Here is a 24,556-nt window from a genome sequence, read left to right as displayed (position 1 = left end):
CCACCATCAACAGCCGCCCAGCGACACCTGGTTCGGTCACTCCGACGAAAACCTTCGCCGCCCCCCTGACCGGTGACGGAGCAGCCGACGCCCTGACGAGCTCGTGCACGGTTGGTTCGCCCGAATCCTTCACGGTGCCGAGGCAAGGCGCATCACACCCCGTCGCGCGGGGCCAGGTGCGGGTGCTGCCGTGCGAGTACGGCGTCCACCGCCGCGAGCGTCGCATCGGCGATGTCCCAGTCGTGGGCGGAGGGGTGCCCCGCGAACAGCCCGCACGCGTCCTCACCTCCGGGATCGGTCGCGCCGCACCAGGCGAGTTCCGCCAGCGTCGCCCGGTCGCCGCTCCAGCGGGCCCAGACGGCCAGGTGTCTCGCGTCGTCCTCCCACAGCACCGTCGCGTGGTCCCCCTCGTGGTCGGCGGCCAGCTCGCACAGGAGGTGTCCGGCCTCCGGGCGGCCGCCACCGGGCGCGGCGAGCCGGACGACGAACTCCGGTGGCGGCAGCAGCGTTACGGCGGTGCAGGGGTTCATGGGCGGAGTACCTCCGGTGGCCGTCACGGCGCGTCGCTGTCGGGGTCGTCGGGGAGGCCGGGCGGACCGGGTGCGTGGTCCGCGATCAGGTCGCCGAGCGGGTCGGTCACGGAGAAGGAGTGCGGGCCGGGGTGATGGTCGAAGAACGCGCACGGCGTGACCGCCCCGGTCGCCAGCACGTGGAGCATGGCGGGGCACACGGGCAGCACGTCGAGCCGGTGGACGCGGTGGGCCCCGTCCCCCGACCAGCGGAACCACAGCTCCTGGTCGTCCGGGGTGTCCACCACCCACAGATGCGCGGCGTGCTCGACCGACTCGCCGTGATCGCCCAGCTCGCACAGGACGAAGTCGTCCTGCTCCACGAAGTCGGACGGACGCGCCGGCCCTCCCTCCATGGTGGCGAGCCTCAACAGGGCCTCGGCGTAGGGAATTTCGGTTACGGCGGTGCATTGCAGCACGGCTCAGCCACCTTCCGTACGGACCGAGGGCGGGCGCACCGCGCGGTGCACGGCAAGGGGCGCAGGGAACCCGGAGTCCGGCCCGTTCACAGAACCTCTCCCCGGCTGCGGGCGTTGAGCCACGCGGTACGGGCCCGAAGCTGCTCCATGAGCAACGCGGGCCGTACGAACCGGGGCTCGACCTCCCACTCGCGCCCGCCGCCAACCGGCCGGAGCGACCAGTAGGGGCCGGCGATCCCCCGGAACTCTCCGACCCGGTCGTCACGACTCGTGTCCGCCAGGAGGTCCCCGCGCGCCGGGACGGCCGGGGCGGTCGGAGCGACCGGAAGGGGCGGCGGCTGGCACGGAGGCTCGCATAAGGGCTGGTCCGGAGGGTGCTCCGCATTCGGGCTGACGTTCTCGCCGTACACCGTTCGCTCCTCTCTGTAGCCGATCGGCTACCGGGGCGACACAGAGTGGCCTAGCGTGAGCCTCGCCATCAACGTTTCAAACCTGGGGGGTACGTTGGTCAACCGGAGGGAACTCAACCCCGACGCGAGCCCGGAGGCCGCGTACGGTGCGCGACTGCGCAGTGCGCGAGAGGCCCGAGGCTGGAAGCAGGACGACCTCGGCTTACGTTCCGGGTACTCGGGACGCCACATTTCCGGGGTGGAAACCTGTACCAAGTCGCCAACCCGCCCCTTCTCGATCGCCATCGATGTCGCCTTCGGTTTCACCGAGACCGTCGATTCGTTCGAGCGGGAATGGCTCAAGATCAAACAAGGCGTGCTCGTGCAGGGCTTCCCGGAATACGTGGCTCTGGAGGGCGGGGCGGCGGAGATCAGGCTCTTCGAGGTCGGCGTGATCCCAGGGCTGCTGCAGACCCGCGCGTACGCGCAGGCACTGGACAACGCGGCCGTCGCCCGGGGTGTCATCACCCCCGAACAGGCCGAGCAGCGCCTGGCGTTGTTGATGGAGCGCCAGAAGGCTCTGATCCACCCCACGCCGCCGATGATCATCGCGGTGCTGGACGAAAGCTGCATCCTTCGGCCGGTCGGCGGGCCCGCCGTGATGGAAGCCCAGTTGCAACATCTGATCGACTTCGCCGCGCAGCCTCACACCATGTTGCAGATCGCCCCGTTCAGCATCGGCGAACACCGGCCCTTCAACCGGCTGGTGAATCTGCTGACGCTCCCGGACCGGTCCCTGGTCTCCTATGTCGAGTCCGAGACGCAGGGCCATTTGGACCGTGAACTCAGCCCCGTCCTACCGGTGATGAGGGGCTACCATCAATTGCAGGCCGTGTCTCTGTCCCAGGCAGAGACCGTGGACATGGTCCGCCAGCATCGAAAGGGCACCCCGTGACGAGCGAATCCACGACCCAGCAGTGGGTCAAGTCCTCCTACAGCGGCAACGGCGGTTCGTGCGTCGAGTGGGCCCCGCGTAACGCCTCCCTCACCGGCACCGTCCCCGTACGCGACTCGAAGAACCCGAACGGCCCCGCGCTCACCATCGCCGCCACCGCGTTCACCTCCTTCGTGACCGGCGTCAAGACCGGCGGATTCACCCCCACCGTCTGACCGACGCCGTCGCAACGACGCCCCACCGTGCGGTGCACGGTGGGGCGTCCTGCTGGTCCGGCCGAGGGACGGTGCGCGACCACGGGGCCCCGGCTGGCACCCTGGACCGATGCGAACAGGAAGAGACAACGCCGAGAAGGGCCTGCGGGATCTGCTCAACGCGTGGGACCCGATCGGCGTGGCCGACGAGGTGCCGGACGAGTACGACTGCATGATCCTCCCGCTGCTCCAGCGGCTCCGGAACGGTGCCGGTCGGACGGAGATCGCCGGCTACCTGCACCACGAGCTGGTGGACCACTTCGGCATGGACCCCTCGGGCTCCCGGCCGGAGACGATGGCCACCCGGGTGGTCGCGTGGTGGACGGCGACGAACCGGACCACCGACACAGGCGCAAGAGCCGGTACCGGCGAAGGGCAGCCGCCTTCCTGACCGCGCGTCTGCCCCACGGTCGTCCGGGAGAGGACCGTGGGGCAGACGCGCGGAAGGAGACCGGACCGGGTCAGGGCTTGGGCAGGGTGCACTCCTGGCGCGTGAGGTCGATGGTGTTGCCGGCGCCGACGCATGCGGCGATCGCCGCGGTCTGGGTGGCATATCCACGTCCCTGGCGGACCGTGGTGCCCGTCTCGTCGATCTCGCACGGGTTGTTCAGTTCGCACTGCTTGCCGTCACGGTTGCTGGTGCTGTTCACCGCGACGAGCTCCCCGGTCGCGGCATCGACGACGGCTGAACCCGAGCTTCCGGGCTGGGTAGTGCATTCCTTCGCGTACCGGATCGCCTGGGACGACGTGTAGTCGCCTTCCTTGAGCGTCGGAATCACAGCCTCGGCCTGGCAGGACCAGACACTCTCCAGAAGACTCGATGCCACCTTGATCTTCTGCCCGGCGACAGGACCGGCCGAAGCCAACGGGAACGCCTCGATCTTGTACTTCTGCCGGATGTCTGCGTACGTGGAATCCAGCTGTGCCAGCGTGATGTCGGTTCCGGTCATCGTCGCGTAGAGAACCCGTCCCGTCACCGGGCCGAGTTCACGGCCCGCCGGGCTCAGCACGCTGCCTTCGATCGGGGCGCCCTGTCCGGTGATCACTTCACCCGGCTTCGGCCGTCCCTCGGGGTGGCAGTGCCCGTTCGTGAGCAGCAGCGCCTTGTCCTCGTCGCGGGCGGTGCGGGGGCGGACCAGTGAAGCGGAGCAGTTCGGGAGCTTCACGGTCCCCGCCAGATCGCCGGCAGGTCCCGGGGGACCGGTCTGCTCGGCGGGGAAACCGGGGCAGCTGCCCTTCGCCGGCGTGCCGTCCCGGAAGAAGTCCACCACCTTGGAGCCGCATGCGAGTTCTTTGGACTTCATGGTGGAATGCGTCGCATCCGTGACGGTCAGCAGCGATCCGCCGATCTTCTTGTGCATCATCTTTGCCCACACGTAAGGCGTGACGATCTCGAACTTGTGGCCGGACAGCTGCAACTGGCTCTTGCCGGGCTTCAGGTCCCACGGCTTGCCCGCCGGCCAGCCGGCGCAGTACGTGATGGATTGGTCGTTGAAGTCCGCAGAAAACGGGTACTTCGCCTGCCGCTCTTTCCTCATTCTGACGAGATCGGAATAGGTACGGCCATCGGCGCTCGCGTTGCACATGAAGGCATCATGGGTGAACCCATAATTGCGCCCCATCTCCCCCAAGCCAAAGGACTTCCGTTTCCTATCCTTCTGCTGGGGGACGACCTTGCCTGTCCCCTCATCCTGTAGCTCCAGCAGCTTTGCGGCAGATCGCTCCCACCGGTCCGGTATGGCTTCCAGGTTGGGATCGAGGAAGGTGGCGAACTTGTCCCGTCCCACCTTCGCCTGCAATGTCTTCAGCGCAGATTCGACCTTCTTGGGCGAGTTCCCGAAGTGGTACGTCGAATCCTTGCCGGCCAGCCATTCGAAGAACCGCCGGTACCCGGCATGGTATTGCGCGACTTCTGCGGTGATCGCTGCGTTCTGGCCGACCGGGGACATGATCGAGTCCAGCCACATCCGGTCGACACGGCTGTCGAACATGGAGCGGTAGACCGCGCCCAGCGCCGATCCGCCGGAATTTCCATAGAAGTTCAGCTTGCGGAAGCCCAGCACCTGCCGGATGTGGTCCATGTCTCGGGACGCGTTTTCCATGCTGATGGAGAGCGCCAGCTCCCGGTCCTTGGCGATGCATGTGCGCTTCGCCTCCGCCTGACGCTCGAAGGCCTCCCTCTCGCTCTCCCCCTCCTGCTCCTGGAATTCGGGTGTATCGCAGGAGATCTGGGCGCTGTAGCCCGTACCCCGCGTATCGATACCGATGAAGTCCAGTTCCTTGTTCATCGGTGCCAGCTGGCTGCTGAGCAGGCCGTACGGGGACGGGGTACCGGCCAGGCCGGGCCCCCCGGGGTTGCCGAACAGGGCCCCCGTGCGCTTTCCGGTGGCCTTGACCCTGCTCACAGCGATGTTGATTTTTCTGCCCGCAGGCTTGGCGTAATCCACCGGAACGGGAATGAGCGCGCATTCGCTGCGGCTGTCGTTGCGATTCCAGTCCGCCGCCGCATCCCGGCAGAGTTCCCACTTCACGCGGTCCGGGGTGACACGTGAAGCTGCATCGGCGGGAACGGCTGCCAGGGAAATCAGCGAGGCGGCGACGCTGATTCCGGCTGCAATCGATGGGATGGTCACATACCGCAAGATGATCTACACCTCTTCGGCGGGAAACGGCACATTTGTCTGTCCTTGAAGCGATGCAGCAGCCATCTGGTCGTGCCGGCACCTCCTCACACAGGCGGCCGAGCGGAGGCAAATCCCCCTGCTCCGCCGCTGAACAAGACTCGCCGCCGAACGTCGCAGCCGTACGTCGAGAATGTTTCAGCCAGCACTCGGTTTCACGGGGTGGTAATCGATGGGACTGCGGTTGCGGCGCGTAGGCAACTCACGCACGCTCAGCGGAATTTCATCGATCCATGTCTGCCGATCGGTAGATACGACTCGTACCCGGAGCGGTTGGGAGAGCAGTGCGCAGATGGGATCTGGCGGTGCCGCTCCAGTGGTCAGCAGCGGGAGATGCCGGCCGACCGAGGCCCCCCGCCCGGAGTCGGCCGATCTCCGTGCCTGGCCGCGGAGTTGATGCATCGTGCTGCATGCACCCCTACGGGCTGCCCCGCGCTGCCCGGTGGATCAGCACGCGGCGAGCCCGTCAGGCTGCTCCCCCGTCCCAGGTCGCGGTGTCCGGGTCGAGGCCGTGGGCGCGGGCGTCGGCGTCGACGAGGTGGCGGAACCAGGTGGCGAGGCCGGGGCGGATGCCGTCGTAGTGGGCGGCGAACCCCGGATCGTCCTCGTACATGCGGGCGAGGCAGACCTGCATCTCCCTGGTGAGGGGGAAGTTCGCAGCGAAGACGTCGCGGTGCCGCTCGACGAGGCGATGGGCTTCCGGGCTGCCGGGGGCCACACCGGCGTCCATCGCCTCCCCGAGGGCCCGGTCGAGAGCGCCGACGGCGTCGGCGACGGCCTGCCACTCCTCCGGGGTGCGGGAGGCCGAACGTTCGGCGTACTGCCGCCATTGCGTCGTGTCCCCGTAGAGCCGGCGGGCCTTGACCGGCCCCTCCGGGTCCCACTGCGGGCCGAAGATCGCGGCCTGCTGCTCGACGGTCAGCAGCAGGCCGCGCTCCTGGGCGTCGATCATCCGGTCCAGTCCGCCGATGAGCTGCTGGAGGCGGTCGATCCGTTCGACGACCCGGGCGCGTTGCGCGCGCAGTGCACCCGGCACGTCCGTGGCCGAGTCGTCCAGGACGGCCCGGATCTTGTCCAGCCCGAGGCCCAGCTCGCGGTAGACCACCACGCGGTGCAGGCGTTCCAGGTCACCGGCCGTGTAGAGCCGGTATCCGGCGGCCGTACGCAGCGACGGCCGTGCCAGGCCGATCTCGTCCCAGTGGTGCAGCGCGCGGACCGTCACGGGCAGACGCGCCGAGACCTGGCCGACGGTCAGGCCCTCGGCTTCCGGTGTCTCAGGCATGCTCCTCATTGTCGTCGTCCTCGTCGCCGGGCGGGGTGATTCCCATGGCTTCCAGGTTCCGTGCCTCCTGACCGGCCGGGTCGAAGGGCTTCGCCGCGGTGAAGACGATCCGGGCGTTCTCCGGCGTGATCACCTCCACGTCTCGGGTGTTCCAGGGCGTGTCACGCGGGCCGTCCACCGCGTCCGGACGCAGCGCGCGGCAGTCCCGGGCGAGGGATTCGACCTGGCTGAGCACGCCCGAGAAGCTGAAACTCATCGCCGGAGGCTCCTCCGGAACGCTCTCCGCCGCGACGAGGAGGACGTCCTGGAACGCCCACCGGCGCAGGTGCACCAGCGTGCCGGGGACGCCGAACAGCTCGAAGAACCCGAGGCCACGGGTCCAGAAGTCCACGGACTCCGCCAGATCGGCCGTGGGGATCGATACGAAGGAGGGCATTCCGTAGATGCCGTGGAACGGCTCCGGCGGAACCGCGTCCGGGCCGGGGGCGGGTACGGGGCTCATCTCGAACGCGTTGTAGTAGTCGCTCATGGGCCCCACTGTTCAGCCTCACGCAACGTGAGGGTCAAGCCGGAACCGTGCGGGATTCCCCGACGCCCTGGCAACGCCGGCCCGGCCCCGGCCCACGGCACCCATCAGGCCGGCCAGGTCCGGTCCGGCAGGGGTCGCGGTCGGGGGCGGGGTCGGACCGACGACGGGCCGGGGCGTGGTCAGCCCTTCATGAACCGGATGATCTCCGGTGCGACCTTCTTCGGGGCCATGACGACGGCCCCGTGGTTGAGTCCGGGCAGGGTCCGGTGGTCGCCCTTCGGCAGAATCCCGGCGAGGTCTCCGGCCGCACGCCGGAAGGCCGCCGGGCTCTTGCCGCCGGTCAGGACCAACGTGGGTACGTCCACGCCCTTCCACTCCCCCTCGTCGAGCGGCCGGCCCTGCTGGGTGTCGCCCATGACCGCGATGTCGTACGGGAGGGTGCGGGCCAGGCCCACGAGGTTCTTCCAGATCTTCGGCATGAGCTTCATGAAGGACACGGCGATGCCCGGCATCCCCTGCACCTTCGTCATGAAGTACCTGACCGCGTCGCCGTCCCGGCCCTGTGCCAGCAGCCCGCCGACCTGCTCCGCGAGGTCCAGGGGCGGCCCGGCGTCGCCCCTCGCCACCACGAACGGCGGTTCGTACAGGGCGAGTCGGTCCACCTTCACCCCGGAGGCGGCCGCGCGCAGGGCGAGCACCGCACCGGAGGAGGATCCGAACAGCGCTGCCGAGCCGCCGAGCTGGTCGACGAGCGCGGCGATGTCCTCGATCTCACGGTCGACGGCGTAGACGTCGGCATCACCGCTGGCGCCCCGGCCGCGCCGGTCGTAGTTGACCACGGTGAAGTGTTCGGCGAGCAGCGCGGCGAGCTTCACCGTGTCGGAGCGGTCGGCCAGCGCCGACGCCACCAGGACGACGGCGGGACCGCTGCCCGACCGTTCATAGGCGATCTCGGTGCCATCGGCGGACACGACGGCGGCCGCACCCCCTCCGTCGGCGCCGGACTGCGCACGGTTGTGGTCTGCGGTCATGGGTAACTCCCGTTCTGCGTACAGGACATGACGACCGGACCGGTCGCCCCGGGGTGCAGACCTCCGAGCCGTGGAGAACTCATCGGCGCTCCGGCGAGATCCTCCGCGCGCGCTTCCGCCGCCCGCACCGGCGCGTACCGCACCGGGAGAGCCCGGACAGGCGCGGGGCGCACCCGTGGCAGCATGTTGACATGTGCTTGACACTCACAGGCCCGCCCCCGAGGCTCGGAATCCCCCAAGGACCACGGACAACTCGATGACACTGAGGTGGAGCCCCATGCGATCACGCCCCATCGGATTCCTCGTCTCGGCCGTCGCCGGCGCGGCCCTCGCGTTCGGCGGCACGACCACCGCCTCCGCGGGCCCGTCATCCGCCCCGACCCCGGCCCCCGGCTCCGCGTCGGCCACGGACGTCGGTACGGCCGACGCCTGTTACACCTGGAGCGGCACCCTCCGCGAGGGCTCCAGCGGTGAAGCCGTACGCCAGCTCCAGATCCGGGTCGCCGGCTATCCGGGCTACGGCAACCAGATCGCCATCGACGGACAGTTCGGCCCGGCCACCAAGGCGGCGGTCGCGCGCTTCCAGGCCGCGTACGGGCTGGCCTCCGACGGCATCGCCGGCACCCAGACGTTCAGCAAGATCTACCAGCTCCAGGACGACGACTGCACCCCGGTCAACTTCACCTACGCCGAGCTGAACCGCTGCAACTCCGACTGGTCCGGGGGCAAGGTCAGCGCCGGCACCGCCCGCGCCAACGCCCTGGTGACCATGTGGAAGCTCCAGGCCATGCGGCACGCGATGGGCGACCGGCCCATCACGGTCAACGGCGGCTTCCGCAGCGTGTCCTGCAACAGCGCGGTCGGCGGCGCGACCAACAGCCGCCACATGTACGGCCACGCGGCGGACCTCGGGGCGGGCTCCCAGGGCTTCTGCGCCCTCGCCAAGGCCGCGCGCAACCACGGCTTCAGCGAGATCCTCGGTCCGGGCTATCCGGGCCACAACGACCACACCCACATCGCCGGGGGCAGCGGCCGCTTCTGGTCCGCGCCGAGCTGCGGCATCTGAGAACCGGGCGGGGTGGCATCCGTGACCGGGGCGGGGCGGTCGGTCCGACCGCCCCGCCCCGGTCATGTCGGGCGGACCGCCCCGCCCCTCCAGGGCCGGATCGGACGGCTACTGTCTGCCGCATGGAGAAGAACACGATCCCGCGCGGACGGTGGCTCGACGACGACGACTTCCGCACGCTGGTGAAGGAAGTCGCGCCGCTCCGGCCGGGCTCGTGGAGCCTGGCGGACGTCGAGCGGGCCACCTCCGCACTGGGCTGGGAACTCGGGAAGCCGAGGAAGGTCGGGGACCAGGTGTGGCGCGTGTTCGCCCCGAGGAACGGGCCTTCGTGCGGATACGGCACCGTGATGGCGGACGTCTCGGCGCCCGAACAGGTGCGCAGGGTGAACTTCGGCCTCGTCGACCTGCCCGACGACAACGACATCTTCACCACAGCCGGTCACGCCCGCGCCGCCTGGTGGGTCGCGGAGGAGGAGCTGGGCCGGCCCACGATGTGGGGCGGCTCCTCGGGCCCGTGGATGCTGTGGCAGCGCCCCGGAGCCGACGCCCCCGACCTCCTCGTCCACGCGCATGACGACGGCCGGCTGAGCCTCGGTCTTCTGCCGCCCGGCTCGGACGCCGCCACCGTCGGGGAGCCGGGCGTACGCGGCAGTTGGTACGGCGCGGAGCCGTCCGCCCTGCCGCCCGCCTCCGTCTCCGCCGCACCCGCTCGGCCCGCCGCCACCCGGGAGGACGTGGAGCAGCGCCTGGCCGAGGCCCTGCGGTCCCTCGACCGCTGCACGCCGTTCTTCCCCGGCAGGTTCATCCTGCACCTGGGGGCGGCCCATGACCCGCAGCTTTTCGTCCAGTGCTGGAGCCAGGACCTGGGCCTCGTCATCGAGGCCACCGGATACCTCCACCAGCCCGACGCGGCCACCCCCGCCCGGCTGGCGCGGAACGGCTGGGAGTTCTCCCGCTCGATCTGGCAACGCCGCTTCCCCGACGCCATGGAGGATCACGAACAGGCGGCGGCCGTCGCCTCACGGATGCTCATCGAGGAACTGCGGCACCTGGGCGTCGAGTTGGCCGACCTCTCCTACGACGGCACGATCAGCGGTCGCGGCCAGGGCTTCCACCTCGACCTGCCGGACCTGGGCATCCCCCGCGTCCACCAGCCCCCTGCCGACTGAGGCGAGCACGCATCCCGGGAACACGATCCCCGGCCGGGTTTCTACAGCGTCATACGGCAGTAGAGTCCGTGGCCGTGCGACCGGGCCGCTGTGGCCAGGGCCGCGAGCTCGTCGAGGAAATCCGCGAGGTCGCGCGCATCCGCGGCACCGTAGAACTCCTCCGCCCGCGACCACGGTACGGATATCTCGGCCAGGAGCTCGCGGGGGGCGTCCGCCAGGGCGTCGCGCACCTCGTCGGGCAGGGTGACGATCCAGGTGCTCTCCGCCTCCGGACTCGTCACCAGGTGAGCGAACCGGGGATGCCGGGTGACGGCTTCGACGGGTTCACGCATCAGCAGCGCCACCGCCTTGCCGAGGAGGACAGCGGGATCGATCGTCTTCACGCAGACCGCGGCGAACCCTGCGTCATCAGGCCCCTCCGCGAAGGCCGAGGCCGCTTCCTGATCACCTGGAGCACGGAAATAGTCGAAGAAGATGCCCATGCAGAGGAGTCTTGCAGGGGGCTCTGACAGTCGGTGAACGGCCGCAGCCGTCGGCACGGGCGGAGGGCGTCGCCGGCAGCGGCTTCGGTCACCTCCGTGCCGCCCCCGGTGGCGGGATCACGGTCCGGGGCCGCCGTGCCGGCGAGAGAGCTCCGCGCGACCGTCCGTGACCCGGTCGATCCGGTAGAAGTCCGCGACGCAGCCGCCGGGCCAGTAGTGGCGGCCGCCCCCGCTGAACGGTTCCAGCATCCGGCTGATCACCAGGCGCTCGTACGGCAGGACCCGTTCGCCGTCCGCCGCCCCCTCGCGCAGCCGGCGGTCCTGCGCGTCCCACTTCCCGGCCCGGTCCCGCAGAGCCGTGTCCAGGTGGTCCAGGGCGATGGCCGGGCCGACGCAGACCAGGACGCAGAGCGCGGCGCACACCGCCTTCGCCGGGGTCGCGGCGCGGGGGGCGTACCGGCGCAGGGCCAGGCCCAGCAGGGTTCCCGCGCCGACGAGGAGGATCACGTACAGCAGGAGGTAGTCGTTCCACAGCCGGTTCGCACTCGCATCGCTCACGCGCGCGCCGAAGACCGGGTAGGCGATGACCGTGCAGAGATAGCCGGAGACCAGGAGCTCGAGCGCCCCGGCCGTGGCGAGCAGCGGCCCGTGCGCGGGCGGGCCGGGCACCGTGCCGTCCGCCCTCCGGCACAGCAGCCCCAGCAGCACGCCCGCCGCGACCGCGCCCGCGTACTGCCAGGTGGTGACCACGCCGACGGTGATCTCCGCGAACGCCCGCAGCGACGCGGCGAGCGAGTCCGAGGCGAGCAGGGAGGCGGTCTCCGCGCCGAAGCGTTCCCTGCGGTTCCGGGAGCCGGGCGAGGTGAGGAGGACGAGCGCCCCCGCTGCCGTCCCGGCGATGCCCGCCGCGCACCACAGCCGGACGAACCCCCGGTGCGCCGTGGCGACGACGCGGCCGGAGACGGACAGCGTGGCCAGGAGCACCGTCACCACCACGATCGCCGTCTCCTCGGACAGCGTGGCGAGGAAGGCCGCGGCGAGCAGGGCGACGGCCGCCGCGAACGCCCGTCCCGTGGCCGAGCGGGCGAGCAGGAGCGGGATCAGGGCGGCGCAGGCCAGGACGGGCGGCAGGGTGTGGGAGACGGCCGCGGCGGGCCAGTAGAACGTCTTGTACGTGTTCGGCGTGGCGAACAGGAAGAGCGCGGTGGTCATCGCCGCGAGCAGGAGCGGCAGGCCGCGCGGGGTGCGCAGGCGGGAGCGGCGCAGCGCGAGGACGGCCACCGCCCACAGCACCGCGATCACCAGAACCCCGCTGACCAGGGGGAACCACTGGTGTCCTGCGACCTGGAACGTCGCGTACGCCCCGACCAGCAGCGCGTTGCCGATCCGCCCGTTGTCGTCGAGGTAGAACGTCCCGACGAGGCCGCCGACGCCCTCGTCCCGGACGAGCGGCAGGAAGCACCAGTCGTCCGCGCCGGGCCTCACCCACCGCCCGGCCCAGGACGCGGCGGCGAGCAGGGCGAGGGGCGGGAGCGCCAGGGCGCTCACCCAGAGGGCGGTCCAGGGGCGGTCCGAGGGGGGCCGCTCCCGCCCGGTCCGGTATGTCACGGTCGCGCACCGCTGATCTGCGGGGGCGGCGGTCACCGGCACGTCGTCGGGCATCGCGGCCCTCACCGGTCCCGGGGCGAGCGGGTGGGCAGCGACGCGGGGGCGGGACGGCCGGACGGCGCTCCCGCCGGGCCCGACGCCCCTTCCCCCTGGTCCTCCGGGCCTTGCCCCCGGCCGTCCGGCCCGGTGGCCGCCGCGGTCCGGCCCGAGGTGATCGCCCAGCGCGCGAGCAGGAACGAGACCGGGGTGACCAGGACGCCCGCCGCCAGCGCGGCGAGGTTCTTGTCCATCCCGAGGCCGCTGACCGCCCCGTGGAGCAGCGCCCCGGACGCCACCAGGTTCACCAGGCTGGAGAGCGGATAGCGGACGAAGGCGTGCCAGGTCGGCCGCGTCCGGCAGGTGACGCAGGAGTTGAGCAGGAAGGAGCACACGATACTGACGGCGTAGCCGATGACGTGGGCGGTCAGGTACGGGAGCCAGCGGTTGAGCGAGGCGTAGACGGCGAGGTAGACGGCGGTGTTCACGCAGCCGATGAGGACGAAGCTGGTGAACTGGCGGGTGGTGCGGGCCCGGCCGGGCCGGGCGGTGGCCCGCGCGGAGTGCTCCACCGTCCCGCCGCCGGGGGCCGAGGGCCGCGGCGGTCCGTCCGGCAGCACGCGGCGGGTCGCGTCGGTCTCCCGCACCACGTACGGCGGCCGGTGCTTCGCCTCGTGGTAGATGCGGCCCACGTACTCCCCGATCACCCCGAGCGTCACCAGCTGGATGCCGCTGAGGGCGACGACGGCGGTGAGCAGGGTGGCGTACCCCGGAGTGTCCGAGCCGTGCAGGACGACGCCCACGACCGTCCACAGGGCGTAGGCCAGGGCCGAGACGAAGACCCAGAAGCCGGTGTAGATGGCGAGGCGGAGCGGCCGGTTGTTGAAGGAGAGCAGGCCGTCGATGCCGTAGTTCAGCAGCCGCTTGCTTCCCCATTTGGAGCGGCCTGCCACCCGTTCGCTGTTGCGGTAGCGGAAGGTGACCGTGTCGAAGCCGATCCAGGAGAAGATCCCTTTGGAGAAGCGGTTGCTCTCGGGGAGGGACAGGACGCTCTCCACCGCCCGCCTCGACAGCAGCCGGAAGTCTCCGGATCCGTCGATCAGCTCCACGTCCATGCAGCGGCGGACCAGCGCGTAGTAGGTGTGGCTGAGGGTGCTGCGGAGCACTCCTTCGCCCGTGCGGTCGCGGCGCGGGATGACCTGGTCGTAACCATGCCGGTGCAGTTCCAGCATGCGGGGGATCAGTTCGGGCGGGTGCTGGAGGTCGGCGTCCATGATGACCACGGCCGTGCCCCGCGCCATGCGGAGGCCGGCGAGCATGGCGGCCTCCTTGCCGAAGTTGCGGCTGAAGGCGGTGTAGTGGACGCGCGGGTCGCGGGCGGCGAGGGTGCCGAGGAGCGGGCGGGTGCGGTCCCGGCTGCCGTCGTCCACATAACAGATCTCGAAGCTGTCCCCGAGGGGGTCCAGGACGCCGACCAGGGTGGCGTGGAAGGACTCGATGACCTCGGCCTCGTCGAAGCACGGCACGACGACCGACAGCTGAAGGTCCGCCACACGCCACCTCCGGACTCGGGTCCTCAGCACCTGCGGGGCCTCGGACACGGGGGCCCGGAGCGCGCCACGTTCGGCCCCATCTGACGACGGGCGGCGTGCTCCGCCTCTGCGCACACGCAGGGGCGGTCCCCTTTGCCGTGCTCCTTTCATGCGAACAGCCGACGTGGTTCCGAGGACCGTTCACGCGGTCGGCGGCGTGGGCCCGAGGACCGTTCGCACGGGCGGCGGCGTGGGCCCGAGGAACGCCGGGTCGCGGGGGCACAGAAGCACACATAGCCTCGCAAAGGTGATATCCCCGCCCCTGCCACGGATCGCCGCCCCGCTGGCTCTGCTGCTCGCGGTGTGCTGGCCGATGCTCCCCGCCACCGGGACCGCCCGCGCCGACGACCCCGTCGAGCTGTCCCGCGACGGGCAGATCACCGATCGGGTCGGGGCCCTCGGGGACCGTGCGGGGCAGGTGGAGGACGCCCTCGACCGGTTGTACGCCGAGCAGCGCGTCCAGCTCTTCGTGGTGTACGTACGCGACTTCTCCGGGCGGTCCGGGCAGACCTGGAGCGACGGGACCGCCGACCGCAACGGCCTCGGCCAGGACGACGTGCTCCTCTCCGTCGCCACCCACGACCGGCGGTACGGCTACTCCGTCGCCGCGGACGCCCGGCTCACCGACGCGCAGCTGCGGGACGTGGCCCGCACCGCGATCGAACCCGCGCTGCGGGAGAACGACTGGGCGGGAGCGGCGATCGGCGCGGCCGACGGATACGCCTCGTCCCTGGCCGGCCGCCCCGTGACCGCGCCCGCCGTCACGCCGGGGCCCGCCGACCCCGGAGCGGGCGACACCGGCTCCGTCGGGGCGCGCGACTACATCCTGCCGGGGGCGGTCGTCGCGGGCGCGGGCGCGGTCGGCGTGTACGCGTACGCCCGGCGCCGACGGCGTGCGGCGAGCCGTACCACCCCGGCGGCCACCGGCTGGGGGCGCGCCGCCGGGGCGCCGGAGCCGCCGCCGACGCCGCTGCCGGAGCTGGACGCGCGGGCCCCGCAGGTCCTGGTGGACACCGACGACGCGGTGCGCACCAGTGAGGAGGAACTCGGCTTCGCCACCGCCCAGTTCGGCGAGGAGGCGGCGAAGCCGTTCACGGCGGCCGTCGTGCGGGCGAAGGAGGAGCTGACGGAGTCGTTCCGGCTGCGTCAGCAGCTCGACGACGCGTTCCCGGAGGACGATCCGAGCCGCCGCCGGATGCTGGAGGAGATCCTGCGGCGGTGCGCGACCGCGAACGAGGTCCTGGACACCGTCTCCGAGGACTTCGACCGGTTGCGCTCCCTGGAACGGGACGCTCCGGAGATCCTGACCACCGTGACGGCCGCCCACCGGGACCTCACCGGCCGGATCGCCGTGGCCAGGTCGGGCGTCGCCGGGCTGCGCGAACGGTACGGGGAACAGGTCGCCGCGCCCGTGGCCGCCGACGTCGGGCAGGCGGAGGACCGGCTCGCCTTCGCGGGTTCGGCCGTGGAGCAGGCCCGTACGGCGGTCGGGGACGGCGAGAACGCGCGGGCCGCCGTGTCCATCCGGGGGGCCGAGGGCGCGGTGGACCAGGCGGCCACGCTGCTGGACTCGGTGGACCGGCGGGCGGCGGAGCTGGACGAGGCCGTGCGGAAGCTGGATGCCGCGCTGACCGGGACGGAGGTGGACCTCGCGGACGCGGGCGGGCTGCTCGAAGGGGTCACCGAGGGCGCGTCGACCGCCGATCTGCGCGGCCGGACCGCCCGCGCCGAGGCCGTACTCGCCGATCTGCGGGCGGCGATGGCGGCGGGGCCGTACGACCCGATCGACGCGCTGCGCCGGGTGGAGGAGGCGGACGCGGCCCTGGACGAGGCGCTGGCGGGGGCCCGGAACCAGGAACGGGGCGAGGCGAAGGCCCGCGCCCTCCTCGACCGGGCGATGCTCACCGCCCGGTCCTCGGTCGGGGCCGCGGCGGACTACGTGGCGACCCATCGGGGCGCGGTCGGCAGCCAGGCCCGTACCCGGCTCGCGGAGGCGCAGCGGCGGTGGGAGCGGGCCCGCGAGCTGTCGGCCGCGGACGCGCGGGGGGCGCTGGCCGAGGTCCGGCAGGCGGACGCGCTGGCCGGGCAGGCGCTGGCCCTGGCCGAGCAGGACGTCCGCGGCTTCCACTCCCCGCAGGGCCCCGGCCGGCCGGGCGGCACGGGCAGTGGCGGCGGGACGGGCGGGGCGGTCCTCGGCGGCATCATCCTCGGCGGCCTGTTCGGAGGCGGCCGGGGAGGGGGGTTCGGCGGGGGCGGGTGGTCCGGTGGCCCGGGCGGCGGGCCGGGCAGCTTCGGCGGTGGCGGAACCCGCGGTCGCCGGGGCGGCGGCGGGACCGGGGGCCGCCGGGGCGGCGGCGGCCGCTTCTGATCCCACCGTGGCCCGTGCTCCGTAGCCGTAGCCCTCGCCCCGGATCGCTCCGCAGACCTCACCCGACCCTTCCGTACCCCTCCACCGGAGACCCCGACACCCCCAGGAGCCGTGCCATGACCAAGCAGACCGTCCTCGGCCGCGTCACCCAGCTCGCCAAGGCCAACCTCAACGCCCTGCTCGATCAGGCCGAGGACCCGCAGAAGATGCTGGACCAGCTGGTCCGGGACTACACGAACAACATCGCGGAGGCCGAGCAGGCCGTCGCGGCCACCATCGGCAACCTCCGGCTGATGGAGCAGGACCACCAGGAGGACGTCGAGGCGGCGGCCGAGTGGGGCGGCAAGGCACTGGCGGCCAGCCGGAAGGCCGACGAACTGCGCGGGGCCGGGTCGTCGGCGGAGGCGGACAGGTTCGACAACCTGGCGAAGGTCGCGCTCGGGCGCCAGCTCCAGTCGGAGCGGGAGGCGCGGACGGCCGAGCCGACGATCGCCGCGCAGACCGAGGTCGTCGACAAGCTCAGGACCGGACTCGACCGGATGAGGGTCAAGCTCTCCGAGCTGACGGCCAGGCGCGACGCGTTGGTCGCGCGGGCGGCGTCGGCCCGCGCGCAGAACCGGATGATGGACGCCGTGAAGAGTGTCGACGTCCTCGACCCGACGAGCGAGCTGGGCCGTTTCGAGGACAAGGTGCGGCGCGAGGAGGCGAAGGCCCTGGGCCGGCAGGAGCTGGCGGCCTCCTCGCTGGACGCCCAGTTCGAGGAGCTGGACAGCCTGGGCGACAGCGCGGAGGTCGAGGCCCGGCTGGCGGCCCTGAAGACGGGCGCGTAGCCGGCGTCCCGGTCCGGCTCGCGCGGGCCGGCGGCCGACCGGGTCAGTACATGCTCAGCAACTGCTCCACGGACAGTTCGGCGGCCGGTTCCCCGTCCGGAAGGGCCAGCTCGAACCAGACCGTCTTGCCGCGCGGGGTGCGGCGCGTGCCCCAGGCCGCGCTGAGCAGCCCGACGAGCTGGAGGCCCCGGCCGCCCTCGTCGGTGTCGCGGGCGCGGCGGCGGCGCGGCTGGACGAGACCGGCGTCCCACACCTCGCAGACCAGGGTGCGGTCCCGCAGCAGCCGCAGCCGGATCTCGCCCTCGCCGTAGCGCAGGGCGTTGGTGACCAGCTCGCTGACGAGGAGTTCGGTCGTGTCTACCAGGTCGTCGAGGTCCCAGGCGAGGAGCTGGGCACGGGCCAGCTCGCGGGCGCGCCCCACCGAACGGGGTTCGCGCGGCAGCGTCCAGTCCCCCACCGCCTCGGCGGGAAGCCCCTGGATACGGGCCATCAGGAGCGCGATGTCGTCCTCGCCGTGCCGGGTTTCGAGGGTGGAGAGGACGAAGTCGCAGGCGTCCTCCAGCTCCATCTGCGGGCCGGTCAGGACGGACCGGAGCGCCTCCAGCCCCTCGTCCAGCGCCTGGTCCCGCGATTCGACCAGGCCGTCGGTGTACAGGGTGAGCAGGGCGTTCTCGGCCAGTTCGACCTCGACCTCCTCGAACGGCTCCCCGCCGACGCCCAGCGGCATGCCCGGCGGTACGTCGATGAGCCGGGCGGGCTTGCCCGGTTCGACGACGGCCGGCGGCATGTGCCCGGCGTTGGCGATGGTGCACCGTCGGGTGACCGGGTCGTAGACCGCGTAGACGCAGGTGGCGAGGTACACCTCGGAGAGGTCCGCCTCGCGGGACTTCTGCGCGGCGCGGGAGGGCCACTGCGCTCCCCCGCTGCCGCCGAGTCCCTCGCTGCGCTCGCCGCACCCCGGAGAGCCGAGCCCGCGGGCGACCTCGTCGAGGGCGTACAGCACTTCGGCGGGTTCCAGGTCCAGGAGGGCCAGGGTCCGTACGGCGGTGCGCAGTTCGCCCATGGCGACGGCGGCGCGCAGCCCGCGCCCCATGACGTCGCCGACGACGAGGGCGGTGCGGTGGCCCGGCAGCTCGATCACGTCGAACCAGTCGCCGCCGACCTCGGTGGCGGCGTTGCCCGGCAGATAGCGGCAGGCGATGTCGAGCCCGGCGGCCTCGGGGTCGCCGGGGGGCAGCAGACTGCGCTGGAGGATCAGGGCGCGTTCGTGCTCGCGGCGGTAGAGGCGGGCGTTGTCGATGCAGACGGCGGCGCGGGCGGCCAGTTCGGTGGCGAGGGCCCGGTCGCGCTCCCCGAACGGCTCGCTGCCCTTCGTCCGGGAGAACTGGACGAGACCGACGACGGTGTCGTGGGCGACCATCGGCACGGCGAGCGTCGACTGGACGAAGCCCATCTCGTCGCCGGGGACGTCCTCGGCCCGGCCGGAGCGCAGAGCCATGGCGCAGGGCGAGCCGAAGGGGAAGCGGTGGACGGAGCCGAGCGGTGGCGGCAGGTCGTCCGGGCCGGGGGCGCCGCTGCCCGCCACTGCGGTGGGCAGGGCGTCGGCGACCGCGCTGGCGTGGGCCACCCGGCGCAGCTCGGCCGAGCCGCCGGCGGACTCGCGGTGTACGGAGGCCCAGCTTCCGGGCGCGGCTTCCTCGCCGGTGAGGAGGCCCTGGTAGAGGTCGACGGAGGCGAGGTCGCAGAAGCCGGGGACGGCCACGTCGAGGAGTTCGCGGGCGGTGGTCTCCAGATCCAGGGAGTTGCCGATGCGGGCGCTGGCCTCGTTGAGGAGGGCGAGGTTGCGGCGGGCGCTGGCCGCCTCGCGGGCGGCGATGTGGCGGCGGGTGACGTCGGTGGCCAGACCGGCGATGCCGACGGGGCGGCCGGCCCCGCTGTGCACCCGGTAGAGGTTCATGGACCAGTGGCGGCGCTCGGTGGTGTTGGGTGCCGGACCGACGAGCTGGAGGTCGGTGACGGACTCCCCGGTCTCCAGGACGCGCTTCAGGGTGGCGGTCAGCCGGTCGGCCTCGGCGCGCGGCAGATAGTCCTCCACCGTGCGGCCCCGGTGGTCCTCGGCCGCGCCGCCGAAGACGGTGGCGAAGCGCTGGTTCGCCCGGACGACGGCGAGATCGGTGCCGAACAGCACGAAGCCGAAAGGAGATTGGCCGAATATGGCCTGGGAGGCGGCGAGGTCCGTCTCGATGCGGCGCAGGGCCCGGACGTCCACGACGATACAGAGCGCGGCCCGCTCCCCCTGAGCCGTCAGGCTGGGCATCACATAGACCTCGGCGACGCCGTGCGTCCCGTCCTCGCCCGGCATCCGGAACGGGACGAGGCCCGTCCACTCCTTGCCGTCCAGGATCTCGCCGACCCGGCGGCGGCCACCGGAGCGCAGCTCGGCGGGCATGAACGCCTCCACCGGGTCACGGCCGATCGCCTCGGTCGAGGGCATGCCGAACAGATCGGCGGCCCGGCTGCTCCACTGCTCGATCAGACCGTCCGGCCCGATCGAGAAGGAGGCGACCTTGATGTGGTCGTAGATCGAGCCGGGCGGGCTGCTCTGCCACACGACATCGCCGGCCGTCCCGCCGACATCGCCCGTTGTCCCAGGTATTTCGCTCACGCGACCGTCCCCTCCAGCTCACGCACCGGACCGGTCCTGCCCGCAGTATTCAGCACTACGGCCCCGACCGACACGGCGTTCACGATCACAGCAAGGTCTCAGTCCCTTTCAGCCAGGTTCTGCCCGACCCCAGGTGATCGCTGTGCTTCCCTCCACTCTCCTAACCAGGGAGAGCCAGCTCGAACCACACGGTCTTGCCGGTCTTTCCGCGACGGGTCCCCCAGCGACGTGCGGAACAGGCCACGAGCTGGAGTCCCCGGCCGCCTTCGTCGTCGGGTCCCGCACGGCGTTCGGTAGGCGGATCCGGAAGCGGATCGGAGACTTCCACCAGCAGTCCCGGACCGGCGGGAGGCCGGTCGGCGAGCGGAACGCCGGCGAGCGGGCCACCGCCCCCGAGCGGGCCGACCCCGCTCGGAGCACCCGTGAGCGAACCGGCGCCGCCCGGACCTGCCGGGCGCGAACCGCCTCCGCCCGGACCGTTGGCGAGCGAACCGCCCGATGGGGCCGGGCCGCCCGCGAGCGCGAGATCCCCCTCGGGGTGCGAGCGGACCAGGCGTACGCCGATGGGGCCGGAGGCGTACCGGAGGGAGTTGGTCACCAGTTCGCTGACGAGCAGCACGGCCAGATCACCCACCGCCGCGTCGAGTCCCCAGGCGTCGAGTGCGCCCCGGACGGCGTGCCGGGCGCCGCGCACGGAACCGGGCTCGGCGTCGAAGGTCCACGCGGCACAGTCGCCTTCGGTATCGATCACGCCGATCACTTCCCCAGGACGACCGTGGGCGCACCTTTGCGCAAACAGGGACAATCAGCCCATACCCACCATTTATGCCCCGCTACCGCCCGCCACGGCGTTTGGTACGGACGGCCGTACGACCCCGGCCCCGCCCGGCGCACGCGGCCCGCCGCCCCGGCACCGGAGCGGCGCGCTCCGCCACCCGGATTCAGCGCAGAGCGCCCGCCGCCCGGAGATCGTCGAAGAGAAGGCGGTCCACGGGCGGCACGAGGGCCCGGTCGGCGAAGGAGAACCAGGCCGTCTCCTCGATCTCGCTGCTCGGGGCGAGCGTGCCGCGATAGTCGCCGTAATAGCAGCTCATCCGGACGACGGCGGCGTCGGGACGGTCATCCACGGGAGCCTCGTACGTGCCGGCGTGGACGACGGTCTCCCGGATCAGGCCGACCGTCAGCTCCTCCTCGACCTCCCTCAGGAGGGTCTCCAGGTCGGTCTCCGCGCCCTCGCGCTTACCGCCCGGAATGTAGAAGACGTCCTTGCCCCGTGGCCGCGCGCAGAGGATTCTGCCGCTCTCGATCCGCACCCACGCCACCGTGTCGATCAGCATCGCCACCACTCCGCCCCTCTCGCCGCGCTCCGGCGGCTTCCGCACCCCCGGTCGGGCCGGACCCTACCGCCCGCGCCTCCGCCGCACCGCCCCTGCACGGCGGGGCGGCGGAGGACGGGGGACGCGGCCGGGCGCACGGCGGCGCGGGCGGAAGGCGATGCAGGGGCGCGCGCGGGCGCACAGCTCGAACGCCACGCGTCAGGGGCCGGGCGCCCGGGTGTCAGGGCCGGGGCGACTGACCCACCCGCTCCACCCGATAGACCTGGTGGCGGTGGCGGTCGTCGAGGCCGTCCGCGACCTTCTGGGCCTCCGCCTGTGTGGCGTACCGGCCCACGCGGTAGCGGCCTCCTCCGTCGTCCTGCCGTATCACCTGCCAGGGGAGCACGGCGCCGCTGTCGCTCATCGTGTCGCTCCCCCGCATGCCGCCCCTCTCCCCACCGGTGTGCACGTCTCCAAGAATCCCCGGGTAACCCCTGTGCGCATATGCCCGAGCGTACGCCTGACCTTCACTCAGTGCAGGCGGCTTTGCACGAAGAGATACACATCCGGCCATCGCGAAAGGGGCGCATCCACAGAATGCGCCCCCTCGCGTCCTCTCAGCCCCGGCCGGTCACCCGCGCCCCGCCCGGCCGGCCACCCCTATCCCGCCCGGTCGGCAGCGCCTCACCGGACCGGCAGGTGGTAGGCGATCCGGTACCGGTCGGCCGGCACCACCACGTCGGCCGTCTCCACGGCCCGGCCCGAGGCGTAGTACGTACGCCCGATGACGATGACCACATGGCCGGGCACGCCGCCGAGCGCCAGGAGCTCCTCCGCCAGCCCCGGCCGCGCGCCGACCTCCTCGGCGACGTTGTCCACGACGACATCGATCGCGGCCATCCGGTCGACCACCCCGCAGCCGCCCAACGGGCCCTCCTCCGGCAGCATCACGGGCGTCCGGCCGGTGACGGCGAGCGGCTCCCAGGAGGTGGAGAGCATGATCGGCTCGCCCGCCTCCCGGAAGACGTAGTGCGTGCGCATCACCCGGTCGCCGGGCTCGATGCCCAGCCGCTGCGCGATCTCGGGGCCGGCGCCCTCCTGCTCGCTGCGGGACTCCCAGGTCCCGCGCGCCCCCTCGGCCGTCTGTTCCTGGCGGAACGGGCTGGCCCCCCCGTCCGGCCGGTAGCCGGAGCGGGCGATCATGCGGGGGACGGGGCGCTCGCGCACATACGTCCCGGAGCCGGAGCGCCCCTCGACCAGCCCCTCCGCCATCAGCACCTTCCGCGCCTCCAGGGCGACGGTGTCCGAGACTCCGTACTCCTCCCGGATACGGGCCTGCGACGGCAGGCGGGTATGGGGCGGCAGCGCGCCGTTGACGATCTTCTCCCTGAGATCGCTCGCCACGCGCAGATAGGCGGGCTGCTCACCGAAAGTCACAGGCCACTCCCAACAGGTTGACAGTCTGCGACAGCCTGACAACCGTGGGTTGTACGCCGCAAGCATGGGCCAGAGTTTCACTCAATGTGATGATCCCGAGGTGGCGGACGCATATCCAGGGCGCGACCACCAGGGCAGAACCGGCCGATCCTCCCTCCCCGGACCGCCGCGAACCGGCCGCGCGTCGCCGCACGGCCGCTCCGAGACCCCCCGAAGTCGTCCGGAATCCGCCCCGCGCCCCGGCGTCCGACACGGGGCCGGAGGGCGACAACTCCCGCCCCCTTGACCATTTTTGGTCCAGACCAATACCTTCCTGTCCACAGCACGGCTCCCGACCTTCCTCCCGCTCCCCTTCCGCCCTGCCTCCCGCACCGGATCACGCACAGGAACGAGCCCCATGCGCCGTAGAAACCTGTCCCGAACGACCATCGCCGGGGTCTCCCTGGCCCTGCTGGCGGGCGTCGCCCCGGCCGCCACCGCCGACCCCGGCCGCGGAGCCGGCGGCGACCGCGGCTCGGGCCACCACCGCCCCGCGTACAAGAGCGTCGGCTACTTCACCCAGTGGGGCGTCTACGGACGCGACTTCCAGGTCAAGGACCTGGACACCAGCGGGGCCGCGGCCAAGCTGACCCACATCAACTACGCCTTCGGCAACGTCAGCGCCGAGGGGAAGTGCTTCACCGGCAACATCCCCGGCCAGGCCGACGCCTGGGCGGACTACGCCCGTCCGCTCGACGCGGCGGGATCGGTGGACGGCGTCGCGGACACCGACACCCAGCCGCTCGCGGGCAACTTCAACCAGCTGCGCGAGCTGAAGGCCAAGCACCCCGGCCTCAAGGTGATGATCTCGCTGGGCGGCTGGAGCTGGTCCACCCACTTCTCCGACGCGGTCCGCACCGCGGCCTCCCGCAAGGCGCTCGTCTCCTCCTGCATCGACCTGTACATCAAGGGCAACCTCCCCCGGGACGGGGCGCGCGGCGGCGACGGCGCGGCCGCCGGACTCTTCGACGGCATCGACGTCGACTGGGAGTGGCCCGGCTCGGCCGCCAACGAGGGCACGGTCTTCCGCCCGGAGGACAAGAAGAACTTCACCGCCCTGATCCACGAGTTCCGCACCCAGCTCGACGCCCACGCGAAGAGCGAGGCGAAGGCCGCGGAGAAGGGGGGCAAGGGGCACGGACAGGGGCACCACAAGCCGAAGCCCAAGCACTACGACCTGTCCGCGTACGTCCCCGCCAACCCCAAGGCGATCGACGCCGGATTCGAGGTGAAGCGCCTCATGAAGGACTTCGACTTCGTCAACATCCAGGGGTACGACCACCACGTGTCGGGTGAGAAGAAGACGGCCCAGCAGTCGGCCCTGTACGCGCGGGACGACTTCAGCGTCGACCGGACCGTGCGCGACTGGGTGCGGCGCGGCGCCCCCAAGCACAAGATCGTGATGGGCATGCCGACCTACGGCCAGGGCTGGACCGGCGTGAGCGGCGGCGGTACGGGGATGGGGCAGCCGGCGACGGGCCCGGCCCCGGCCACCTGGGCGGCGGGCTACGAGGACTACAAGGTCCTGAAGAAACTGGCCGCTTCGGGGACGTACAAGATCCACCGCGACGTGAGGAACGGCCACGCCTGGCTGTTCGACGGCACCACCCTGTGGACGTACGACGACCCGCAGGTGCTGCGCACGAAGGCCGCGTACATCCGCGAGGAGGGCCTCGGCGGGGCGATGTTCTGGTCGCTGGACGGGGACACGGAGAACGGTGAGCTGATCACCGCGGTCGACCGCGGGCTCAACCGCCGCTGACCGGGCCCCCGGACGACGGAGGGGCCGGGGCGGTCGCGTGACGCGACCGCCCCGGCCCTTCTCACGGGGTTCGGTGG

23 protein-coding genes and 1 pseudogene are annotated in these 24,556 nt (G+C 72.0%); 9 read left to right on the top strand and 15 right to left on the bottom strand.

Annotation, left to right across the window (positions count from 1 at the left end; translation table 11 throughout):
- Window positions 1-152: 152 nt before the first annotated feature.
- The 3 genes from QFZ71_RS20360 to QFZ71_RS20350 all read right to left on the bottom strand — a co-directional run bounded on the left by QFZ71_RS20360 (window position 153) and on the right by QFZ71_RS20350 (window position 1,398).
- Window positions 153-530, bottom strand: coding sequence for a hypothetical protein (locus QFZ71_RS20360; protein ID WP_307669615.1), 378 nt, complete (start codon window positions 528-530; stop codon window positions 153-155).
- A gap of 23 nt (window positions 531-553) precedes the next feature.
- The gene (locus tag QFZ71_RS20355; RefSeq protein WP_307669614.1) at window positions 554-988 is read right to left on the bottom strand and encodes a hypothetical protein; all 435 of its coding nucleotides are present in this window, start codon (window positions 986-988) and stop codon (window positions 554-556) included.
- An 86-nt stretch (window positions 989-1,074) separates the two neighbouring features.
- Window positions 1,075-1,398, bottom strand: a complete 324-nt coding sequence (locus QFZ71_RS20350) for a hypothetical protein (RefSeq protein ID WP_307669613.1) — start codon at window positions 1,396-1,398, stop codon at window positions 1,075-1,077.
- A gap of 94 nt (window positions 1,399-1,492) precedes the next feature.
- Between QFZ71_RS20350 and QFZ71_RS20345 the strand changes: the two genes are divergently transcribed.
- The 3 genes from QFZ71_RS20345 to QFZ71_RS20335 all read left to right on the top strand — a co-directional run bounded on the left by QFZ71_RS20345 (window position 1,493) and on the right by QFZ71_RS20335 (window position 2,977).
- Window positions 1,493-2,332 carry a Scr1 family TA system antitoxin-like transcriptional regulator gene (locus QFZ71_RS20345; RefSeq protein ID WP_307671531.1) on the top strand — a complete coding sequence of 280 codons (840 nt, stop codon included), beginning with the start codon at window positions 1,493-1,495 and terminating at the stop codon, window positions 2,330-2,332.
- The gene (locus QFZ71_RS20340) at window positions 2,329-2,547 is read left to right on the top strand and encodes a DUF397 domain-containing protein (protein WP_307669612.1); all 219 of its coding nucleotides are present in this window, start codon (window positions 2,329-2,331) and stop codon (window positions 2,545-2,547) included. The genes QFZ71_RS20345 and QFZ71_RS20340 overlap by 4 nt, the downstream gene beginning before the upstream one ends.
- Before the next feature lie 109 nt (window positions 2,548-2,656).
- Window positions 2,657-2,977 carry a hypothetical protein gene (locus QFZ71_RS20335; RefSeq protein WP_307669611.1) on the top strand — a complete coding sequence of 107 codons (321 nt, stop codon included), beginning with the start codon at window positions 2,657-2,659 and terminating at the stop codon, window positions 2,975-2,977.
- A gap of 70 nt (window positions 2,978-3,047) precedes the next feature.
- On the opposite strand, the gene QFZ71_RS20330 is transcribed toward QFZ71_RS20335, so the two are convergent.
- Window positions 3,048-5,219 carry an alpha/beta fold hydrolase gene (locus QFZ71_RS20330; RefSeq protein WP_307669610.1) on the bottom strand — a complete coding sequence of 724 codons (2,172 nt, stop codon included), beginning with the start codon at window positions 5,217-5,219 and terminating at the stop codon, window positions 3,048-3,050.
- A 216-nt stretch (window positions 5,220-5,435) separates the two neighbouring features.
- Here QFZ71_RS20330 and QFZ71_RS20325 point away from each other — a divergent pair.
- Window positions 5,436-5,621: pseudogene (locus QFZ71_RS20325) on the top strand (hypothetical protein); the annotation flags it as partial.
- A gap of 112 nt (window positions 5,622-5,733) precedes the next feature.
- Here QFZ71_RS20325 and QFZ71_RS20320 read toward each other — a convergent pair.
- From QFZ71_RS20320 to QFZ71_RS20310, 3 genes are all read right to left on the bottom strand, one after another.
- Window positions 5,734-6,549, bottom strand: coding sequence for a MerR family transcriptional regulator (locus QFZ71_RS20320; protein ID WP_307669609.1), 816 nt, complete (start codon window positions 6,547-6,549; stop codon window positions 5,734-5,736).
- Window positions 6,542-7,078 (bottom strand): VOC family protein, encoded by a 537-nt coding sequence (locus QFZ71_RS20315; protein ID WP_307669608.1) that lies wholly within the window; start codon window positions 7,076-7,078, stop codon window positions 6,542-6,544. The genes QFZ71_RS20320 and QFZ71_RS20315 overlap by 8 nt, the downstream gene beginning before the upstream one ends.
- Before the next feature lie 179 nt (window positions 7,079-7,257).
- Entirely contained in the window at window positions 7,258-8,109 is an 852-nt protein-coding gene (locus tag QFZ71_RS20310; protein WP_307669607.1) for an alpha/beta fold hydrolase, read from the bottom strand.
- Window positions 8,110-8,386: 277 nt separating this feature from the next.
- Here QFZ71_RS20310 and QFZ71_RS20305 point away from each other — a divergent pair, with 277 nt between their 5' ends.
- Entirely contained in the window at window positions 8,387-9,175 is a 789-nt protein-coding gene (locus tag QFZ71_RS20305) for a D-Ala-D-Ala carboxypeptidase family metallohydrolase (RefSeq protein ID WP_307669606.1), read from the top strand.
- A 122-nt stretch (window positions 9,176-9,297) separates the two neighbouring features.
- Window positions 9,298-10,344 (top strand): hypothetical protein, encoded by a 1,047-nt coding sequence (locus QFZ71_RS20300; RefSeq protein WP_307669605.1) that lies wholly within the window; start codon window positions 9,298-9,300, stop codon window positions 10,342-10,344.
- A gap of 41 nt (window positions 10,345-10,385) precedes the next feature.
- Here QFZ71_RS20300 and QFZ71_RS20295 read toward each other — a convergent pair whose 3' ends face one another.
- The 3 genes from QFZ71_RS20295 to QFZ71_RS20285 all read right to left on the bottom strand — a co-directional run bounded on the left by QFZ71_RS20295 (window position 10,386) and on the right by QFZ71_RS20285 (window position 14,023).
- Complete coding sequence (locus QFZ71_RS20295) at window positions 10,386-10,826, bottom strand: hypothetical protein (protein WP_307669604.1); 441 nt, start codon at window positions 10,824-10,826, stop codon at window positions 10,386-10,388.
- A 117-nt stretch (window positions 10,827-10,943) separates the two neighbouring features.
- A complete protein-coding gene (locus QFZ71_RS20290; protein WP_307669603.1) occupies window positions 10,944-12,488 on the bottom strand; it encodes a DUF6056 family protein in 1,545 nt (514 codons plus the stop codon).
- Window positions 12,489-12,496: 8 nt separating this feature from the next.
- On the bottom strand, window positions 12,497-14,023 hold the full coding sequence (locus QFZ71_RS20285) for a glycosyltransferase (protein ID WP_307669602.1): 1,527 nt from the start codon (window positions 14,021-14,023) through the stop codon (window positions 12,497-12,499).
- Window positions 14,024-14,375: 352 nt separating this feature from the next.
- Between QFZ71_RS20285 and QFZ71_RS20280 the strand changes: the two genes are divergently transcribed.
- Window positions 14,376-16,430, top strand: coding sequence for a TPM domain-containing protein (locus QFZ71_RS20280; protein WP_307671530.1), 2,055 nt, complete (start codon window positions 14,376-14,378; stop codon window positions 16,428-16,430).
- 116 nt (window positions 16,431-16,546) lie between these two features.
- Window positions 16,547-17,260: a PspA/IM30 family protein gene (locus tag QFZ71_RS20275; RefSeq protein ID WP_307669601.1), complete on the top strand. Its 714-nt coding sequence runs from the start codon at window positions 16,547-16,549 to the stop codon at window positions 17,258-17,260.
- Window positions 17,261-17,303: 43 nt separating this feature from the next.
- Here the strand turns inward: QFZ71_RS20275 and QFZ71_RS20270 are convergent, their stop codons facing one another.
- From QFZ71_RS20270 to QFZ71_RS20250, 5 genes are all read right to left on the bottom strand, one after another.
- Window positions 17,304-19,871, bottom strand: a complete 2,568-nt coding sequence (locus QFZ71_RS20270) for a SpoIIE family protein phosphatase (protein WP_307671529.1) — start codon at window positions 19,869-19,871, stop codon at window positions 17,304-17,306.
- A gap of 214 nt (window positions 19,872-20,085) precedes the next feature.
- Complete coding sequence (locus QFZ71_RS20265; RefSeq protein WP_307669600.1) at window positions 20,086-20,685, bottom strand: ATP-binding protein; 600 nt, start codon at window positions 20,683-20,685, stop codon at window positions 20,086-20,088.
- A gap of 181 nt (window positions 20,686-20,866) precedes the next feature.
- Window positions 20,867-21,271 (bottom strand): NUDIX domain-containing protein, encoded by a 405-nt coding sequence (locus QFZ71_RS20260; protein ID WP_307671528.1) that lies wholly within the window; start codon window positions 21,269-21,271, stop codon window positions 20,867-20,869.
- A 211-nt stretch (window positions 21,272-21,482) separates the two neighbouring features.
- A complete protein-coding gene (locus QFZ71_RS20255; RefSeq protein WP_307669599.1) occupies window positions 21,483-21,683 on the bottom strand; it encodes an SPOR domain-containing protein in 201 nt (66 codons plus the stop codon).
- 242 nt (window positions 21,684-21,925) lie between these two features.
- A complete protein-coding gene (locus QFZ71_RS20250) occupies window positions 21,926-22,678 on the bottom strand; it encodes a GntR family transcriptional regulator (protein WP_307669598.1) in 753 nt (250 codons plus the stop codon).
- A gap of 397 nt (window positions 22,679-23,075) precedes the next feature.
- Between QFZ71_RS20250 and QFZ71_RS20245 the strand changes: the two genes are divergently transcribed.
- Window positions 23,076-24,479 carry a glycoside hydrolase family 18 protein gene (locus QFZ71_RS20245; RefSeq protein ID WP_307669597.1) on the top strand — a complete coding sequence of 468 codons (1,404 nt, stop codon included), beginning with the start codon at window positions 23,076-23,078 and terminating at the stop codon, window positions 24,477-24,479.
- Window positions 24,480-24,556 lie beyond the last annotated feature (77 nt).

Source organism: Streptomyces sp. V2I9 (assembly GCF_030817475.1).
In the GTDB taxonomy this organism is placed as follows: Bacteria; Actinomycetota; Actinomycetes; order Streptomycetales; family Streptomycetaceae; genus Streptomyces.
This window is presented reverse-complemented; position numbering and strand designations above follow the sequence as displayed.